This window comes from Pseudomonas sp. ArH3a (assembly GCF_022648765.1).
In the GTDB taxonomy this organism is placed as follows: domain Bacteria; phylum Pseudomonadota; class Gammaproteobacteria; order Pseudomonadales; family Pseudomonadaceae; genus Aquipseudomonas.
Genome location: NZ_CP080330.1, coordinates 6652851 through 6670628, shown reverse-complemented (window position 1 = coordinate 6670628; position 17778 = coordinate 6652851). Strand labels below are relative to the sequence as shown.

The 17778-nt window shown below is 58.2% G+C and carries 16 protein-coding genes; 11 read left to right on the top strand and 5 right to left on the bottom strand.

Annotation, left to right across the window (positions count from 1 at the left end; genetic code table 11):
- Nucleotides 1–47 precede the first annotated feature (47 nt).
- Nucleotides 48–512 carry an Lrp/AsnC family transcriptional regulator gene (locus K0P33_RS30810; protein ID WP_094948837.1) on the top strand — a complete coding sequence of 155 codons (465 nt, stop codon included), beginning with the start codon at nt 48–50 and terminating at the stop codon, nt 510–512.
- Nucleotides 513–584: 72 nt separating this feature from the next.
- Here the strand turns inward: K0P33_RS30810 and K0P33_RS30805 are convergent, their stop codons facing one another.
- Nucleotides 585–1952: a CYTH domain-containing protein gene (locus tag K0P33_RS30805; RefSeq protein ID WP_094948815.1), complete on the bottom strand. Its 1368-nt coding sequence runs from the start codon at nt 1950–1952 to the stop codon at nt 585–587.
- Between the two features lie 158 nt (nt 1953–2110).
- Between K0P33_RS30805 and argE the strand changes: the two genes are divergently transcribed.
- Together argE and argA are read left to right on the top strand one after the other, a co-directional pair.
- Nucleotides 2111–3259, top strand: a complete 1149-nt coding sequence (argE, locus tag K0P33_RS30800) for an acetylornithine deacetylase (RefSeq protein ID WP_242153384.1) — start codon at nt 2111–2113, stop codon at nt 3257–3259.
- Between the two features lie 133 nt (nt 3260–3392).
- A complete protein-coding gene (gene argA, locus K0P33_RS30795; RefSeq protein WP_094948817.1) occupies nt 3393–4691 on the top strand; it encodes an amino-acid N-acetyltransferase in 1299 nt (432 codons plus the stop codon).
- A gap of 385 nt (nt 4692–5076) precedes the next feature.
- Here argA and K0P33_RS30790 read toward each other — a convergent pair whose 3' ends face one another.
- Nucleotides 5077–6105 carry an IS110 family transposase gene (locus tag K0P33_RS30790; RefSeq protein WP_242152133.1) on the bottom strand — a complete coding sequence of 343 codons (1029 nt, stop codon included), beginning with the start codon at nt 6103–6105 and terminating at the stop codon, nt 5077–5079.
- An 88-nt stretch (nt 6106–6193) separates the two neighbouring features.
- Nucleotides 6194–7180, bottom strand: a complete 987-nt coding sequence (tauA, locus tag K0P33_RS30785) for a taurine ABC transporter substrate-binding protein (RefSeq protein ID WP_094948818.1) — start codon at nt 7178–7180, stop codon at nt 6194–6196.
- 370 nt (nt 7181–7550) lie between these two features.
- Between tauA and K0P33_RS30780 the strand changes: the two genes are divergently transcribed.
- The 8 genes from K0P33_RS30780 to K0P33_RS30745 all read left to right on the top strand — a co-directional run bounded on the left by K0P33_RS30780 (nt 7551) and on the right by K0P33_RS30745 (nt 14868).
- Nucleotides 7551–8876: an OprD family outer membrane porin gene (locus K0P33_RS30780; RefSeq protein WP_083356216.1), complete on the top strand. Its 1326-nt coding sequence runs from the start codon at nt 7551–7553 to the stop codon at nt 8874–8876.
- Between the two features lie 281 nt (nt 8877–9157).
- Nucleotides 9158–9796 (top strand): peroxiredoxin, encoded by a 639-nt coding sequence (locus K0P33_RS30775; protein ID WP_242153381.1) that lies wholly within the window; start codon nt 9158–9160, stop codon nt 9794–9796.
- Nucleotides 9797–10114: 318 nt separating this feature from the next.
- Nucleotides 10115–10708: an NADPH-dependent FMN reductase gene (gene ssuE, locus K0P33_RS30770; protein ID WP_094948821.1), complete on the top strand. Its 594-nt coding sequence runs from the start codon at nt 10115–10117 to the stop codon at nt 10706–10708.
- 94 nt (nt 10709–10802) lie between these two features.
- The gene (locus tag K0P33_RS30765; RefSeq protein WP_094948822.1) at nt 10803–11771 is read left to right on the top strand and encodes a sulfonate ABC transporter substrate-binding protein; all 969 of its coding nucleotides are present in this window, start codon (nt 10803–10805) and stop codon (nt 11769–11771) included.
- Nucleotides 11772–11796: 25 nt separating this feature from the next.
- Entirely contained in the window at nt 11797–12945 is a 1149-nt protein-coding gene (ssuD, locus tag K0P33_RS30760; protein ID WP_242153378.1) for an FMNH2-dependent alkanesulfonate monooxygenase, read from the top strand.
- A 9-nt stretch (nt 12946–12954) separates the two neighbouring features.
- Nucleotides 12955–13743: an aliphatic sulfonate ABC transporter permease SsuC gene (ssuC, locus tag K0P33_RS30755; protein WP_242153376.1), complete on the top strand. Its 789-nt coding sequence runs from the start codon at nt 12955–12957 to the stop codon at nt 13741–13743.
- Complete coding sequence (gene ssuB / locus K0P33_RS30750) at nt 13740–14546, top strand: aliphatic sulfonates ABC transporter ATP-binding protein (RefSeq protein WP_094948825.1); 807 nt, start codon at nt 13740–13742, stop codon at nt 14544–14546. Before ssuC ends, ssuB begins: the two co-directional genes overlap by 4 nt.
- 106 nt (nt 14547–14652) lie before the next feature.
- Entirely contained in the window at nt 14653–14868 is a 216-nt protein-coding gene (locus tag K0P33_RS30745; RefSeq protein ID WP_003213899.1) for a TOBE domain-containing protein, read from the top strand.
- A gap of 117 nt (nt 14869–14985) precedes the next feature.
- Here the strand turns inward: K0P33_RS30745 and K0P33_RS30740 are convergent, their stop codons facing one another.
- Both K0P33_RS30740 and K0P33_RS30735 read right to left on the bottom strand, forming a co-directional pair.
- Nucleotides 14986–15627: a TetR/AcrR family transcriptional regulator gene (locus K0P33_RS30740; protein ID WP_094948826.1), complete on the bottom strand. Its 642-nt coding sequence runs from the start codon at nt 15625–15627 to the stop codon at nt 14986–14988.
- Between the two features lie 237 nt (nt 15628–15864).
- Nucleotides 15865–17241, bottom strand: coding sequence for a glutamine synthetase family protein (locus K0P33_RS30735; protein WP_003213894.1), 1377 nt, complete (start codon nt 17239–17241; stop codon nt 15865–15867).
- Nucleotides 17242–17778 lie beyond the last annotated feature (537 nt).

Below are 17778 nucleotides of genomic sequence, written 5' to 3'. Positions count from 1 at the left end.
TAAATCGACTTAAATAATTCAAGTTAAGCATCATCATGGGTATTTTTATGCACAGCGAGTTGGACGCCTACGACCGCCGCATCCTGGCCTTGTTGCAAGAGGATGCCTCGCTTTCTAGCGCACAGATCGCCGAGCAGGTCGGCCTGTCGCAATCGCCGTGCTGGCGGCGTATTCAGCGGCTCAAGGAAGAAGGCGTGATCCGTGGCCAAGTCACCTTGCTGGACCGCAAGAAGATTGGCCTTAACACGCAGATTTTTGCCGAGGTCAAACTCAACGCCCACGGCCGATCCAACTTCACGGAGTTCACTGAAGCAATTCGCGGGTTTCCGGAGGTGTTGGAGTGTTATGTGCTGATGGGGGCGGTGGATTTTCTGCTGCGCATCGTCACCTCTGACATTGAGGCGTATGAGCGGTTTTTCTTCGAGAAGCTGTCGATGGTGCCGGGGATTCAGGAGGTGAACTCGATTGTGGCCTTGTCGGAGATCAAGTCCACCACCAGCCTGCCGGTTTAGCGCTAAACCTGTGGGAGCGAGCAAGTCGAATCGTCGCACCGCCGCTCCCACATCTGACCGATTTGCCTGGTATTACAGGCGCAGCAGGGTTTTCCAAGCACGATTCTGATACACCGCAATCGCCTGATGCATACGCGCATCCAGAGACTCATCGGTAATCGGCTGGTTAGCCAATTGCGCCAGCTTGTTCAGCTCGCCGTACAAACGGTCCAGTTCAGGAATGTCCACCACCTGACGTGCATGGTGCAGCCAAGCCTGGATACGTTCGATGCGCGGCAGTTGCTCGGCCAGGTCTTCCGGTTGCTGCTGGTAACGCTGCAGTTGCAGGGCAACGGCGTCGTCAGCCAACAGGCGTGGCAGCCAGTTGGTGATCTGCGCGGCGCCCTGGCGGTTGCCACGTACGTTGCGGTCGGCGGTCCAAGTGCGGGCCAGCAGCCAGCGCGAGGTGTTCAACGAGAACAAGCCCCAGCGCACGTCTTGCAGTTCTTCAACAAACTGTTCAGGTGCGGCTTTGCGGATGTCTTCATCGTCGTCACCGGCCTGCACCAGTGGGCGCCAGTCTTCCAGCAACGCATCCAGTGCGCTGCGCAGTTCGCTGGTGGATTGACGCGGTGCGGCCTGGCCGAGGCTGCCGATCAGCGCGCGCAGTTCGCCGAGGTTTTCGACCCAGTCCTGCAGCAGGCGCCAGTGGCCATTGAAGCGATACTGCTCAGCCAGGCGCTGGCTGCTGCCGAGCAGGTGCCACATGATCGCGGCGAACGCATCATCCAACGGCATTTCGGCCTGAATCTGTGGGGCCGGCAGGCTCAGCGAGTAGCTGCTGGCGTCATACAGACGGTAGCCGCGTTCGGCCTTGCTGATGTCGCACGGCATCAGGGCCAGGGTCGCGGCGAGTTCGGCGGCCAGCTCAAGCAGGGCGGCCGGTTCACCTTCGCGCAGTTCCAGTTCCAGCTCGCAGATTTCTTCTTTCTGCTTGCCGACCACAACATGGCCCAGGTCCAAAGCGGCTTCGATCACTACCTTGGCCTTGCCACGGCCCCAGGCGATTTCGGCGCGTTCACGCACAAAGTCGGTGGTGAAGATCGGCTTGAGGGTCTTTTTGTCCAGCTCGGCCAGTTGCTCGGGCCAGCATTCGCCGTCGAGTTTCTTCACGTCGAGCTTGGCTTTGGGCAGGTCCCAGTTGTACTCATTACGTTCCGACAAGCCTGCGACGCTTTGGCCGCGGGTCTTGAGGGTCTGGATGATTTCGTCACCGTCCTTGCGCAAACGCAGGGCGACTTTAGCCTGGGCCAGGTCGCGCTCAGGGGTGTCGAAATACTGGTTCATCAACTCACGGCGTTCCCAGCCACTTTTGTTGCGTTTTTTCAGTAACGGGTGCTCACGCAGCGCGGCGAGTGTTTCGCGGCTGACGCGGAGCTTGATTTCGGTTTCTTTCTGCATGGCCGGAAAATCCAGGATCGGGAGCGCAGCCGGGAAAAAGAGTGGCTGCCAAGGTCGTGCAGTGTACAGGACTGAGCCCGGCAACGCGCCGCAACGGTTTATTGTCGCGTGCAGATGGTTCTATAGTGGGGCTCATCCGGGAAGTTGAGAGGCCGCGCATGCCGTTACCGTCTATGAAAGAGCAATTCGCCGCGCTGATTGCCGCGCCGTCGGTCAGTTGCACCCAAGCGTCTCTCGACCAGACCAACCGCCCGGTGATCGATCTGCTTGCCGGTTGGCTGGGCGACCTGGGTTTCGCCATCGACATCCAGCAAGTCAGCCCCGGCAAGTTCAACCTGCTGGCCAGTTTCGGCAGCGGCCCTGGCGGCCTGGTGCTGGCCGGCCATAGCGATACCGTTCCCTACGATGCTGCGCTGTGGAAGACCGACCCGCTCAAGCTGACGGAAGTTGACGGCCGCTGGGTAGGACTGGGCAGTTGCGACATGAAGGGCTTTTTCGCACTGGCGATTGAAGCGGTGCTGCCGCTGCTGGACCAGCCGTTCAAGCAACCGCTGCTGATCCTCGCCACCTGTGACGAAGAAAGCTCCATGTCTGGTGCCCGTGCGCTGGCCGAGGCCGGGCGCCCGTTGGGCCGCGCAGCGGTGATCGGTGAGCCGACGGGCCTCAAGCCTATCCGCCTGCACAAAGGCGTGATGATGGAACGCATCGACATCCTTGGCCAAAGCGGCCATTCGTCGGACCCAAGCCTGGGCCACAGCGCCCTTGAAGCCATGCACGACGCCATCGGTGAGCTGCGCGGCCTGCGCCTGGCCTGGCAGCGTGAGTACCGCAACCCGCAATTCAGTGTGCCGCAACCGACCATGAACTTCGGCTGCATCCATGGCGGCGACAACCCTAACCGCATCTGTGGCCAATGCTCCCTGGAATTTGACCTGCGGCCCTTGCCGGGCATGGACCCGCAGGTATTGCGCGCGGCGATCCGGCAGAAGCTCGAGCCTTTGGCCGAGCGCCATAAAGTCAAGATCGACTACGCGCCGTTGTTCCCGGAAGTGCCGCCGTTTGAGCAGGCCGAAGACGCTGAGCTGGTGCGGGTGGCGGAACGATTGACCGGCCATCGTGCCGAAGCAGTAGCGTTCGGCACAGAAGCGCCTTATCTTCAGCGCCTTGGTTGTGAAACCCTGGTGCTTGGCCCCGGCGATATCGCCTGCGCCCACCAGCCGGGTGAGTACCTCGAAATGTCACGCTTGACGCCTACAGTGCGTCTATTGCGGGAACTGATCGACTATTACTGCCTGAAACCCGCATAAATTAACCCCTGCCCATTCGTACATAAGGAGAGCGAGCGTGTCGCCAAGCCTGTTCCGACGATAACCATCAGCCCGCTGTGCGCTTTTACGATTCATCCTTTTTTGGCTGCTTTTTATTACAGGCCCAGGTTTTATGCCCGAATACGTCAATTGGCTTCGTCACGCTTCGCCCTACATCAACGCCCACCGCGACTGCACCTTTGTGGTCATGCTGCCCGGCGATGGTGTGGAACACCCCAACTTCGGCAATATCGTCCACGACCTGGTGCTGCTCCATAGCCTGGGTGTGCGGTTGGTATTGGTTCACGGTTCGCGCCCACAAATCGAAGCGCGCCTTGAAGCGCGCGGCCTCACCCCGGCTTACCACGAAGGTTTGCGCATCACCGATGCCGCGACGCTGGAGTGTGTGATCGACGCGGTCGGCCATCTGCGGATCGCTATCGAAGCGCGCCTGTCGATGGACATGGCCTCTTCGCCAATGCAGGGCTCGCGCTTGCGCGTGGCGAGCGGCAACTTGGTCACCGCGCGGCCAATCGGCGTGCTTGAGGGCGTGGATTACCACCACACCGGCGAAGTGCGCCGTGTCGACCGCAAGGGCATCAATCGCCTGCTGGACGAGCGCTCCATCGTGTTGCTGTCACCGCTGGGTTATTCGCCCACCGGCGAAATCTTCAACCTGGCCTGCGAAGACGTCGCCACCCGCGCCGCCATCGACTTGGGTGCCGACAAGCTGCTGCTGTTTGGCGCCGACTTGGGCCTGATCGACGAACAGGGGCGGCTGGTTCGTGAGCTGCGCCCGCAACAAGTGCCGGCGCACTTGCAGCGCTTGGGCAGCAACTACCAAGCTGAACTCTTGGATGCGGCTGCCGAAGCGTGCCGTGGTGGAGTAGGGCGCAGCCATATCGTCAGCTACGCCGAAGACGGCGCGTTGCTCACTGAGCTATTTACCCGGGACGGTGGCGGTACGCTGGTGGCCCAGGAGCAATTCGAACTGGTGCGCGAAGCGGCGATTGAAGACGTCGGCGGCTTGCTCGACTTGATCAGCCCGCTGGAAGAGCAGGGCATTCTGGTTCGGCGCTCGCGAGAAGTGCTGGAGCGTGAGATCGAACAGTTCAGCGTGGTCGAACGCGAAGGCATGATCATCGCCTGTGCGGCGCTGTATCAGATCGCGGATTCGGATGCGGGTGAACTGGCGTGCCTGGCGGTCAACCCCGAGTACCGCCACGGCGGGCGCGGCGATGAGCTGCTGGAGCGCATCGAGACGCGTGCTCGGGCAAAAGGATTGAAGACGCTGTTTGTACTCACCACCCGCACCGCGCACTGGTTCCGTGAGCGGGGGTTTGTGCCGAGTAGTGTGGACCGCCTGCCATCGGCGCGGGCCTCGCTGTACAACTATCAGCGTAATTCGAAGATTTTCGAGAAGGCTCTCTAAGCCCGTTTTTCCTGCTTAATAAAGAGCTGGTTCTTGTGGGAGCTGGCTTGCCTGCGATGCTGGCGACTCGGTCTTTCGGATAAAACCGAGGTGATGCTATCGCAGCGATGCGGCGTTCCGACAAGCCAGCTCCCACATCTATGGTTACCCCCTTTTCTGCAATACTGTCTTTGATGGCGTGTATGGCTTGCTTTCATCTATTCGGCGTCTGAGTGGGGTATTGGCCCCGCGCCTCGATGAGAATTGATGCCCAACGACCCTAATTATTTGGACGGCCTTTCAGCCGTGTGGGAGCTCAGGGTTGTCGTCAGGCCGGTTGGCCGTTCACGTCATCTGTTATCCAGCATCGCAAAACCAGGTGGGTGGTGCTTGGGTGACAGCAGGGTCAAGCGTTCATCGCGCTTGGCCCTGCATCAAATTCAGTGTGGTTTGCCGCGATCGACCAAGCGATTCTTGCCAGCTTGTTGGCTAGCGCGCAGACCACTAAATTGGAGTGCCGATGGCCTGCCAGCAGCTTGCGAACCCAATCGGCCAAACTCCCTTTTTGCTTATCCAAGTGCATCAAGTAGATACGGGCACATTGAACAAACAAGCGTCGCTGGTTTCGATCTCCGCGCTTGCTGATGCCCAAAAGTACGGTTTTACCGCCAGTAGAATGCTGCTTTGGCACAAGTCCTATCGAGGCTGAATAGCCTCGACCACATTTGAACTGCTTGCCATCGCCCAACTCCGCAGCCAAGACGCTGGAGGTGATCGGGCCAACGCAGGGAATTGTCATCAAACGAGAAGCCAGATCATCTTCAGCGACTTGGCTCTCAACTTCTTTGTCGAGAACCTTAACCTGACGATCCAGGTAGACGTAGTGGTCATACAGCCCTTGCAGCAGCTTTTTGATCAGCCCATGAAATGAGGCTGTTTCGAGTAACGCGGGCACCTCTTTGACTGATTTAAAGCCCGGTGCCAAGCTGACACCCACCTCCAAAAGCCCTGCATGAATTCGATTAACGGCGGCTGTGCGTTCCTTGATAAGCGAGTCGCGGACCGAGTTGAGCATGGCCAACGCTTGCTGAGCTTGGGTTTTTACTGGTACGAAACGCATCGTTGGGCGACTAGCTGCCTCACAAATCGCTTCGGCATCAGCGAAGTCGTTTTTATTGCTTTTTACGTAAGGGCGCACGAGATGAGGAGCAATAAGTTTGGGGGTGTGTCCCAGCATGGCGACTTGTTGCGCCATGAAGTGGGCGCCGCCGCAGGCTTCCATCACAACAGTACAAGGCTCGATGGAAGCTAAATGCTGGAGCAATCCTGCTCGATTAAACTTTTTGCGCAGCAGTACATGGCCACGCTCATCTTGTTCGTGAGCGTGATAGCTGTGCTTACCAAGGTCAACGGCGGTGATGTCTACTTTGCTCATGGCTGCGGTCTCCGATAGATCCCCCTGTGAAAGCTTAGTGGGCGTTCACAGGGGGCGGCGGGGGTAGCCATCTCATTATTTGATTGCCTTACTTGCTGATAAATTTGTCAGTCACAAAGGCCGAGTAGTCCGGCAACACCGCTTCAACCTTCCCCTGCTCCTTCAAAAACTTCGCCGTCTCCCCAATCGCCTTCGCCGTGCCGCCTTTAAGCAGGGCATCGGTTTGTTGCGCCTGGGCATCGGGGAACGTGGTGCCGGCCAGCAGCTCAGGAATGTCGGCCGCATTTGAGCCTGTCAATTTAGCGATTTTCTGCACGGGTTCGGAATCTACCGTCCAGCTGTCTTTGTGGGCGGCATAGTCGGCGAACGAGTCGAGGGTGACTTTGGCAAACTTGGCCACTACGTCAGGATGTTTTTCCGCGAAATCCTTACGCGCCACCCACACTTCGAACGTCGGTGCGCCCCACTGGCCCACCTGGGCTGCGTCTGTCAGGGTTTTCCCGGTCTTGCGAATCTCGCCCAGGGCCGGTGACCACACGAACGCGCCGTCGATATCGCCACGTTTCCACGCGGCGGCAATTTCCGCCGGTTGCAGGTTCACGACTTTGACTTGCTGAGTGTTCAGCCCCCAATGCTTGAGCGCACCGAGCAGGCTGTAATGAGAGGTTGAGACGAACGGCGTGGCGATGGTCTTGCCGACCAGATCTTGCGGTTTGTCGATACCGCTGCCGTTACGCACCACCAAGGCTTCAGAAGCATTGATCTGGGCCGATACGACAAAGGCCACGATCGGTAGATTGCGTGAAGCCGCCGCTGCAAGGGGGCTGGAACCGAGATTACCGATTTGCACATCGCCGGAGGCAATGGCAGTGACGACTTCGGGCCCGCTGTTGAATCGGCGCCAGGCGATCTTCTCGCCAATGGCCTTTTCATAGAGGCCGTCGGCCTGGGGAACTTTGCTGGGGTCGATGCCGGTTTGGTAGCCAATGGTTAAATCGGCCGCTTGGACACCAAAAGAAATTATTAGTGACACAAAAACTGTAACAAATTGACGGGAGGATGTGCGTTTGGCCATGATGGCGTCGCCTTTTTGATCGTGAGTGACGTATGCAACCGTACGGCAACACTAATCGATCTAAAAAAAGGCTGGTAAATACCCTTTAGGAATTAGCTTATGGAGCAGGTGGTCTATGCTGATCAGCTTGCTGCGTGAAAAGTCTTATTCCTGAATCGTATGAAAAAGGATGAAACAATTCTTTTTGGGTGTATGAAAAACTCATTACCCTGCAGGGACCAAATCAACTGCGGTTAGACGAAGGTAGTAGACGTCAAAAGTTACGATTGACTTGGTAGTCACTATCCGGCGCTAATCGCGCATCTGTGGATCGAGGGCGTTAGACCCGAGACCAAAGAAATACAAAAATTAGAAATGAGAGGAGCGGTACATGAAGAAGTCCACCTTGGCTTTGGCTGTTGCTTTGGGCGCAATCGCCCAGCACGCAGGCGCTGCCGGTTTCATTGAAGATAGCAAGGCAAGCGTCAGTTCCCGAACGTTGTATTTCGATAACGACCAGCGTGATGGCGGGGCAGATCAGCGCGAAACAGCCACAGGCTTGAAGTTCAACTACCTGTCTGGTTTCACTCAAGGCGTTGTTGGCTTTGGGATTGACGCTCAGGCACTGGTTGGTTTTCATCTGGACGGTGGTCGTGGCCATCACCCAAACAGCAACTCCTTCGTTCCAAGTGATACCGATGGGTCTGCCGTCAGCAGCTGGAGCAGCGCGAGTGCCAACGTCAAGGCCCGCTTCTCCAAGACAGAGGCTCACTTAGGTGGTGCTCTGATGCCGAACTTGCCGGTCGTCATTGCGAGTGACGGTCGTCTGCTGCCACAAACCTTTGAAGGCGGCACTATCACCTCCAAAGAAATCGACAATGTGACCTTTAATGCCGGTCAACTTGAACATGCTACTGGCCGTGCCTCGAGCAACAGCACTGGCTTAGCTGTCAATGGTGGTACGAGAGACAGTAACCAGTTCCGTTTTGGTGGCGCTGACTGGAAGGTCACTAAAGACCTGACCCTGCAGTACTACTACGCGAACCTGGAAGATTACTACAAGCAACAATTCCTCGGCCTGGTACACGTTTACCCGATCACCGAGGGGCAGTCGTTCAAGACCGACCTGCGCTACTTCGACAGCAGTTCTGACGGCAAGAACGGCAAGACTGGTTATGCGTTCAACAACAACGGTGGCTACGCGAAGAACAATGGCGAGGTTGATAACAAGACCTGGAGTGCCATGTTCACCTACACCTTGGGCGGCAATGCCTTCCTGCTCGGTCATCAACGCGTCAATGATGACGGTGGTTTTGTTTGGCTGAACCAGGGTAGCGTTGTAGACGGTAATGGACGTAACGAAGGTGCCGGTGGCTCGAGCTTCTATCTGTTCACCGACAGCATGATCAACTCATTTGTCCGCGCCGGTGAAAATACCACCTTCGGCCAATACTCGTATGATTTCGCTGCGCTAGGTGTTCCGGGTCTGAAAACCTCGATTGCCTACCTGCATGGTGACAACATCAAAGCCAAAAACGGTGGCAGTGACCAGTCCGAGTGGGAGCGCGATATGCGTATCGACTACACCATTCAGCAAGGTGCTCTGAAGGGCTTCGGCACCACACTACGTCACGGTGCTTATCGTGGCAGCGGTACTGGTATCCAGGACCAGGATCAGACTCGCCTGATCTTCAACTACACCTATAGCTTCCTGTAACACCAAGGGAAGTTGTTGAAAAACCTCGCGCTTGCGCGAGGTTTTTTTGCGTTTTCTCAAGTCGGGCTCAACCCCCGCAAGCCCTTCTTGAATTCCTCTTTGTACAGCGTCTCAAGGCCTTCTCGAACCTTGGAATGGATGTTGATCCTCACCAGTAGAAAAGTCCAATGAACAGAATTTTAATATTCGTTTATCGTCTAAATAAATCGATATTTATTCTTTTTAAATAATCTCCAACCCATGCACAGTGGGCTCCATAAGCACTCACTAGGAGCCACACCATGAGCCTAAGATTGGGCGACATCGCCCCCGACTTCGAGCAGGATTCCAGCGCCGGCAAGATCCGCTTCCACGAATGGCTGGGCGATAGCTGGGGCGTGCTGTTTTCCCATCCGGCGGACTTCACTCCGGTGTGCACCACAGAGCTTGGCTTTACCGCCAAGCTCAAGGACGAATTCGCCAAGCGCGGCGTCAAGGCGATTGCTTTGTCGGTAGACCCGGTGGACTCGCACCACAAGTGGATCGAAGACATCAACGAAACCCAGAACACCGTCGTCAACTTTCCGATCCTGGCGGATGCCGATCGCAAGGTCTCGGACCTCTACGACCTGATCCACCCGAATGCCAGTGACACCCTCACCGTGCGTTCCTTGTTCGTGATCGACCCGAACAAGAAGATTCGCCTGACGATCACCTACCCGGCCAGCACCGGCCGCAACTTCCACGAAATCCTGCGGGTTATCGACTCGCTGCAGTTGACCGACACCCACAAGGTCGCCACGCCCGCTAACTGGCAGGACGGTGATGAAGTGGTGATCGTGCCGTCGCTCAAGGACGAGGAAGAGATCAAGAAGCGCTTTCCGAAGGGCTATCGCGCGGTGAAGCCGTACCTGCGGCTTACCCTACAACCTAACCGCTAAGGCTGAGACCGCCATCGCGGGCAAGCCCGGCTCCCACAGTTGACCGCATTCCCCTGTGGGAGCCGGGCTTGCCCGCGATGGCGGCCTCCAGGCTGATGCAGGATTCAAGGTGTAAACCGTCTCACATAGCAGGGGTTTTCATGCCGTTTCGACGGCCTTTTTTTTCGTCCTAAGCTTTATAAACTTCATATGCATTTATAGAATAAACAAATGAATAAATAAGATTTATAGATATATAAATCTGCTGCTAAGGTCTGTCACATCTTGGCGCCATCGCCACACAGCGAACCGCCGACACTTGCTCAAGGAATTTCCTACATGCTGGTCGTAACACTTGGAGGCAGTCCCAGCCAGCGTTCCCGCTCTGGGGTCTTGCTGGAAAAAACCCGTCAGTGGCTGCAAGACAAAGGCGTGGAAGTGGTGAGTTATCAGATACGCGACTTCCCGGCCGAAGACTTGCTGCACGCGCGCTTTGACAGCCCAAAAGTCATCGACCTGCTGCAACAAGTCGCCAACGCCGATGGCCTGGTCATTGCCACGCCGGTGTACAAGGCCTCGTTTTCCGGCGCGCTGAAAACCGTGCTGGACCTGCTGCCCGAGCGCGCCCTGGCGCATAAGATCGTGTTGCCCATGGCGACCGGCGGCAGTATCGCGCACATGCTGGCAGTGGATTACGCCTTGAAACCCGTGTTGTCGGCCCTGAAAGCCCAGGAGTTGCTCCACGGCATTTTTGCCGAAGACAGCCAGATCGCTTACGCCGAAGGCAGTGCCCAGGCGCAATTGGTGCCGGTGCTTGAACAGCGTTTGCACGAGGCCCTGGAAACGCTCTACGGCGCCATGGCCCGTCGCCCGAAACCGCTGGACCCCAATGTGTTGAATGAACGTTTGTTGAGCGCTCGCTGGAGCATTTGAGCCTTACCCGATTGTGTAGTACTCACCTTACTCAGCCGCCAACGGCCAAGCAGGTGCAGCCAACCCCCTAATCGCAATTTTTGGAGAGAGCGCCATGCGCACTGTCATCTTGCGTCGTGGTCTGGTCGCACTGTTTGCTGCGGCTGTGTCCTTCGGCGCCATTATTCAAGCCCAGGCCGCCGAAACCCTGCGCATCGGTTATCAGAAGTACGGCACGTTGGTGCTGCTCAAGGCCAAGGGCACGCTGGAAAAACGCCTGGCCGCCCAGGGCGTACAGGTGCAATGGACTGAATTCCCCGGTGGCCCGCAATTGCTGGAAGGCCTGAACGTCGGCTCCATCGACTTCGGCGTCACCGGCGAAACCCCGCCGGTGTTCGCCCAGGCGGCCGGTGCCGACCTGCTCTACGTCGCCTACGAACCGCCAGCGCCGACCAGTGAGGCGATCCTGGTGCCCAAAGATTCGCTGATCAAATCCGTGGCTGAGCTCAAGGGCAAGAAAGTCGTGCTCAACAAAGGCTCCAACGTGCACTACCTCCTGGTACGTGCGCTGGAAGATGCCGGCCTGAAATACACCGACGTACATACCGTGTTCCTGCCGCCCGCCGATGCCCGTGCTGCATTCGAGCGTGGCAGCGTGGACGCCTGGGTGATCTGGGACCCGTACCAGGCCGCCGCCGAGAAACAACTGCAAGCGCGCACCCTGCGTGATGGCACCGGCATCGCCGACAACCACCAGTTCTACCTGGCCACTAAGCCGTATGCCACGCAGCACCCGGAAGTGATCAAGGCGCTGGTGGAAGAAGTGCGCGCGGTGGGCGAGTGGTCCAAGGCCAACCCGCAAGAAGTCACCGAACAAGTCGCCCCGCTGCTTGGCTTGCCGGCTGACATCACCCTGACGTCGGTGAAGCGCCAAGGCTATGGCGCGCTGTTCCTGACCCCGGAAGTGGTCGCCGCCCAGCAGAAAATCGCCGACAGCTTCTACCAGCTCAAATTGATCCCCAAACCCTTGAGCATCAAGGACGTGATCTGGACTCCACCCGCCGCCGTCGCCACAGCGCCGTAAGCCGATTTATTCAGGAGACAACTCCATGAGCCTCAATATTTTTTGGTTCCTGCCTACCCACGGCGACGGCCATTACCTTGGCACCGCCGAAGGCGCCCGCGCCGTTGACCACGGTTATCTGCAGCAAGTGGCCCAGGCCGCTGATCGGCTGGGTTTTGGTGGTGTGCTGATCCCTACCGGCCGCTCCTGCGAAGACTCCTGGCTGGTGGCCGCCTCGCTGATCCCGGTGACCCAGCGTTTGAAATTCCTTGTCGCACTGCGCCCCGGGATCATTTCCCCGACGGTGGCTGCGCGCCAGGCCGCGACCTTGGACCGTTTGTCTGGCGGGCGCGCACTGTTCAATCTGGTGACCGGTGGTGACCCGGAAGAGCTGGCCGGTGACGGTTTATTCCTCAGCCACGAAGAACGCTACCAGGCCTGCGTCGAATTCACGCGCATCTGGCGCCGCGTGCTGGAAGGCGAAACCGTGGATTACGACGGCGAGCACATCAGCGTCAAAGGCGCGAAGTTGCTCTACCCGCCGATCCAGCAACCGCGTCCGCCTCTGTATTTTGGTGGTTCCTCTGAAGCGGCCCAGGACCTGGCAGCCGAACAGGTGGAAATGGTGCTGACCTGGGGCGAGCCACCGGCTGCGGTCGCGGAAAAAATTGAACAGGTGCGCGCCAAAGCCGCAAAACTTGGGCGCACTGTGCGCTTCGGCATTCGCCTGCATGTGATCGTGCGCGAAACCAACGATGAAGCGTGGAAAGCCGCCGACAAACTGATCTCCCACCTGGACGACGAGACCATCGCCCGTGCCCAGGCATCCCTGGCGCGCTTCGATTCCGTCGGCCAGCAACGCATGGCCGCTTTGCACGGTGGCAATCGCGACAACCTCGAAGTCAGCCCCAACCTGTGGGCCGGCGTCGGTCTGGTACGTGGCGGTGCCGGCACCGCGCTGGTGGGCGATGGCCCAACTGTTGCTGCACGCGTCAATGAATACGCTGCATTGGGCATCGACACCTTCATTTTCTCCGGTTATCCACACTTGGAAGAGTCGTATCGGGTTGCTGAGCTGTTGTTCCCGCACTTGGATATCGAACGTCCCGAGCTGCCGAAAAGCGCCGGTTACGTCAGCCCGTTCGGCGAAATGGTCGCCAACGACATTCTTCCCAAAGCTGCGTCGCAGAGCTGAGGCGTCGTTATGAACTTTGAAAAATTGAGCCATCGTGTCGCGCCCTGGGTGCTGCCGATCTTGTTACTGGCGGTGTGGCAGCTGTCGGTGTCGGCGGGCTGGTTGTCGACCCGTATTCTGCCGGCGCCGAGTGCGGTGATCGAAGCCGGGGTCAACTTGGTGCGCACTGGGGAAATCTGGACGCACCTGGCCATCAGCGGCTGGCGTGCGGGCTTGGGCTTTGTGATCGGTGGCAGCATCGGTTTGGCCTTGGGTTTTATCACCGGCCTGTCGAAGTGGGGCGAACGCCTGCTCGACAGCTCGGTGCAGATGATCCGCAACGTGCCGCACCTGGCGCTGATTCCGTTGGTGATCCTGTGGTTCGGCATTGACGAGACCGCGAAGATTTTCCTGGTCGCCCTCGGCACGTTGTTCCCGATCTACCTGAACACCTATCACGGCATCCGCAACGTCGACCCGGCGCTGGTGGAAATGTCGCGCAGCTACGGCTTGTCTGGCTTCAGCCTGTTCCGCCAGGTCATCCTGCCGGGCGCGCTGCCGTCGATCCTGGTGGGCGTGCGCTTTGCCCTGGGCTTTATGTGGCTGACGCTGATCGTGGCGGAAACCATCTCGGCCAGCTCGGGTATTGGTTACCTGGCGATGAATGCCCGCGAATTCCTGCAAACCGACGTGGTGGTGTTGGCCATCGTCATGTACGCCATCCTCGGCAAGCTGGCCGACCTCGCCGCTCGTGGCCTGGAGCGTGTGTGGCTGCGCTGGCACCCGGCTTACCAAGTGAATAAAGGAGGTGCGGTATGACTGCTCAACAACCTCCGCGCCTGCTCAAGGGCATCCCGCTGGCAGTGCGCAAATTGCGCAAAGCCTTTGGTGCGCGGGAAGTCCTCAAGGAAATCGACCTGCACATTCCGGCTGGCCAGTTCGTGGCGGTGGTCGGTCGCAGTGGCTGCGGCAAAAGTACCTTGCTGCGCCTGCTGGCCGGTTTGGACAAAGCCAGTGGCGGCGAGCTGTTGGCCGGTTCCGCGCCGCTCGCCGAGGCGATTGAAGACACGCGGTTGATGTTCCAGGAAGCGCGCTTGCTGCCGTGGAAAAAGATCATCGACAACGTGGGCCTGGGGCTCAAAGGCAACTGGCGGCCCAAGGCTTTGGAAGCCCTGGAAGCGGTCGGCCTGGCCGAACGCGCGAATGAGTGGCCTGCGGCGTTGTCCGGTGGCCAGAAGCAGCGTGTGGCCCTGGCGCGTGCGCTGATCCACCAACCGCGCTTGTTGTTGCTGGATGAGCCGCTGGGCGCGTTGGATGCCCTGACCCGCATCGAGATGCAGCAACTGATCGAAAACCTGTGGCAAAAGCACGGTTTCACCGTATTGCTGGTGACCCACGATGTCAGTGAAGCCGTGGCCATTGCCGATCGGGTGATCCTGATCGAAGACGGCGAAATCGGCCTCGACCTGATCGTCGACCTGCCGCGCCCACGTGCGCGAGGCTCTCATCGCTTAGCCGCGCTGGAAGCCGAAGTGCTCAATCGTGTGCTGTCGTTGCCAGGCGTGCCGCCGGAACCTGAACCTGTTTCACCGCTGCCTACGCAATTGCGTTGGGCGCAATAAAAGCAGCGGCAAGCTTCAAGCTTGAAGCTGCAAGGGAACGCAACGCGCTTTTACTTGCAGCTTGTAGCTAACAACTTGCAGCTATTTCGACCCGAGGAGAAATCGTATGACTATTAAAGCCATCAACGTGCGTAACCAGTTCAAGGGCACCATCAAGGAAATCGTCGAAGGCGACGTGTTGTCGGAGATCGACGTGCAGACGGCGTCCGGCATCGTGACGTCTGTGATCACGACTCGCTCGGTCAAAGAGTTGGAACTGGTGATTGGCAGCGAAGTGATTGCCTTCGTTAAATCCACCGAGGTGTCGATCGCCAAGTTGTGATTGCCCACCTTGAAATCGCTATCGCAGGCAAGCCCGCTCCCACACTTGAATGTAATCAGCGCTCAAAATGTGGGAGCGGGCTTGCCCGCGATGGCGCCCGCCCAGGCAGTACATGACTCAGGCAGCCACCACCCGCTTGGGCAAATACGCCGGCAAATAAAGCCCCACATACGCATCGAACACCCGCATCCCTTCCTCGGCCATGCGCGAGGTAATCTGCCCATGCTGATGCACCGAGCGCGCATACACGCGGTCGCTCAACTCCAGCGCTAGGGCAAACACGTCCACCTCTTCAGGCAAGGTCGGCACCTCGAAGTGGCGGTTGAAGACTTCGAACATCAAGTCGCCCAATTCCAGATCATGCTGACGATCAGCCTGTGTCACCTCGGTAAGCCCATGCTGCGCCAGGATCAACTGCCGCGCGGCAGCGTCGTTGCTGTAGATGCTGAGCATGCGCTGTTCGACGATGTAGGACAGGTCGCGCCAGTGCTTGAGTGAATCATGGTCGATAGGTGCCTGAATCGCGGCGCGGAAAGCGGCGTGCACATCGGCGGTCAACGCCTCCAGCAATGCCGGCACACTCGCGAAGAAGTGATACACCGACGACGGCGGAATCTGCGCGCGCTCGGCCACGCTGTAGATCGACAAACTGGCCACGCCTTCGGTCGCCAGCAAGGTGCGGGCGGCATCGAGGATCGCACCGATCCGGGCCTGGCTGCGGGCGCGGGGTTTGCGAGGGGCGGCGGGGCGGGTTGTCATGGAAGTCTCCTACAAGGCAGCGGGCATTGTATGAGCAGGAAGGTGTGTTGTCTGCCGGGCCGCCATCGCAGCGGTGCGACGATTCGACAAGCCCGCTCCCACCTTTTTGATTTGTGAATACATTCAAGTGTGGGAGCTGGCTTGCCAGCGACAAAGCCACCGCGGTCTACCTGACGAAACCCATAAAAAAAGCCGCAGGCCCTAAAGCCTGCGGCATTCTTTTATTGCAGCAACCGCTTACACGGTATGCAGGTACCAGTTGTACTCAAGGTCGGAGATGGAGTGTTCGAACTCTTCCAGCTCACTTTCCTTACAGGCAACGAAGATATCGATGTACTTAGGATCGATGTACTTGGCCATCACCTCGCTGTCGTCCAACTCGCGCAATGCATCGCGCAGGTTGTTTGGCAGGCTTTGTTCGTTCTGCTCGTAGCTGTTGCCTTCCACCGGTGCGCCAGGTTCGATCTTGTTGGTCAGACCGTGGTGCACGCCTGCCAGGACCGAAGCCATCAGCAGGTAAGGGTTGGCGTCGGCGCCGGCCACGCGGTGTTCGATACGCACGGCATCGGACGAGCCGGTCGGTACGCGAATCGCCACGGTGCGGTTATCCAGGCCCCAGCACGGCGAGTTCGGCACGTAGAACTGTGCGCCGAAACGACGGTAGGAGTTGACGTTAGGGCACAGGAACGCCATTTGGGCGGGTAGGGTCTCGAGCACACCGCCGATCGCGTGACGCAATGCGGCGTTCTGCTCGGGATCCTCGCTGGCAAAGATGTTCTTGCCGTCCTTGTCCAGGATCGAAATGTGTACGTGCAAACCGTTGCCTGCCTGGCCTGGGTAAGGCTTGGCCATGAAGGTGGTGTCCATCTCATGGTCGTAGGCGATGTTCTTGATCAGGCGCTTGAGCAGTACCGCGTAGTCGCAGGCCTTGATCGGGTCGGCCACGTGGTGCAGGTTCACTTCGAACTGCGCCGGGGCACTTTCCTTGACGATGGCGTCAGCCGGGATACCTTGCTCTTTGGCACCTTCCAGAATGTCCTGGAGGCAGTCGACGTATTCGTCGAGGTCGTCGATCAGGTAGACCTGTGTCGAGTGCGGACGTTTGCCGGAGATCGGCGAGCGGGGCGGTTGTGGGCGGCCGTTCACGTTCTCCTGGTCGATCAGGTAGAACTCAAGCTCGAAGGCGGCGCAGATGGTCAGACCGAGGTCGTCAAATTTGCTTACAACTTGGCGGAGCACTTCGCGAGGATCGGCGAAGAAAGGTTCACCTTCAAGTTCGTGCATGGTCATCAGCAATTGCGCGGTTGGGCGCTTTTGCCAAGGTTCATTGCACAGGGTGTCGGGGATTGGATAACAGATTCGGTCAGCATCACCGATGTCCAGACCCAGGCCGGTGCTTTCCACCGTCGAGCCGTTGATATCCAGGGCAAATAAAGAGGCAGGCAGGTTAATGCCCTTCTCGTAAACCTTGTGGAGGCTGGTGCGTTCGATGCGCTTGCCGCGCACCACACCATTCATATCCGCAATTAGAAGGTCTACGTACAGAACCTCAGGATGATCCTTAAGGAACGCGTTCGCTTCGTTAAGCTGAACGGCACGCGGGGGTACCGACATGATGCAACACCTTTGTTGTTAAAAATATCAATCATTGATCTTTCTGGTTTCAGTCAACCCGAACGGCATGCCGAAGTCAAGCGAGGCCTTTTTTGCCCTAAAAAAGCGCCTTGAGGCCTTTTTTGAGGCTTTTTGGGGCGATTTTTTGGGTTTGACCGGCTTGGGACTAGCAGGCTTGAGCGGGCCGTGTTGTATTTTTTACGGGGGTGTTGTGTAAAAAAATGAACAAGGCTAAGCTCGATTCAAACCCATAACAGCAATAATACCGGGGTGCTTCATGTCTCGCCTGCCGCTACTCGGCGTTTCAACCTGCTTCAGACAAGTCTTGTCACCAGTCCAATTTTTCCTTGTCAATGATCGCGCCCCGGCCAATATTCTTGACGCCTTGGGCGACCTCTTTTTTGCCTCCTCATTTCCCTCGCGCCTGCCACTGAGCGGCTCCCACCCAGGGTGCTGCTCATGATTCTGCACGAGTTTGGCCTGAGGAATGCAACGCTGCAGCAAATGGCAGGTAAGCTCCTAACCTGAACGAAAAAG

Coding starts and splice junctions, on each gene's coding strand:
- K0P33_RS30810 (WP_094948837.1), top strand. CDS start 48: ATGCACAGCGAGTTGGACGCCTACGACCGCCGCATCCTGGCCTTGTTG.
- K0P33_RS30805 (WP_094948815.1), bottom strand. CDS start 1,952: ATGCAGAAAGAAACCGAAATCAAGCTCCGCGTCAGCCGCGAAACACTC.
- argE (WP_242153384.1), top strand. CDS start 2,111: ATGCCGTTACCGTCTATGAAAGAGCAATTCGCCGCGCTGATTGCCGCG.
- argA (WP_094948817.1), top strand. CDS start 3,393: ATGCCCGAATACGTCAATTGGCTTCGTCACGCTTCGCCCTACATCAAC.
- K0P33_RS30790 (WP_242152133.1), bottom strand. CDS start 6,105: ATGAGCAAAGTAGACATCACCGCCGTTGACCTTGGTAAGCACAGCTAT.
- tauA (WP_094948818.1), bottom strand. CDS start 7,180: ATGGCCAAACGCACATCCTCCCGTCAATTTGTTACAGTTTTTGTGTCA.
- K0P33_RS30780 (WP_083356216.1), top strand. CDS start 7,551: ATGAAGAAGTCCACCTTGGCTTTGGCTGTTGCTTTGGGCGCAATCGCC.
- K0P33_RS30775 (WP_242153381.1), top strand. CDS start 9,158: ATGAGCCTAAGATTGGGCGACATCGCCCCCGACTTCGAGCAGGATTCC.
- ssuE (WP_094948821.1), top strand. CDS start 10,115: ATGCTGGTCGTAACACTTGGAGGCAGTCCCAGCCAGCGTTCCCGCTCT.
- K0P33_RS30765 (WP_094948822.1), top strand. CDS start 10,803: ATGCGCACTGTCATCTTGCGTCGTGGTCTGGTCGCACTGTTTGCTGCG.
- ssuD (WP_242153378.1), top strand. CDS start 11,797: ATGAGCCTCAATATTTTTTGGTTCCTGCCTACCCACGGCGACGGCCAT.
- ssuC (WP_242153376.1), top strand. CDS start 12,955: ATGAACTTTGAAAAATTGAGCCATCGTGTCGCGCCCTGGGTGCTGCCG.
- ssuB (WP_094948825.1), top strand. CDS start 13,740: ATGACTGCTCAACAACCTCCGCGCCTGCTCAAGGGCATCCCGCTGGCA.
- K0P33_RS30745 (WP_003213899.1), top strand. CDS start 14,653: ATGACTATTAAAGCCATCAACGTGCGTAACCAGTTCAAGGGCACCATC.
- K0P33_RS30740 (WP_094948826.1), bottom strand. CDS start 15,627: ATGACAACCCGCCCCGCCGCCCCTCGCAAACCCCGCGCCCGCAGCCAG.
- K0P33_RS30735 (WP_003213894.1), bottom strand. CDS start 17,241: ATGTCGGTACCCCCGCGTGCCGTTCAGCTTAACGAAGCGAACGCGTTC.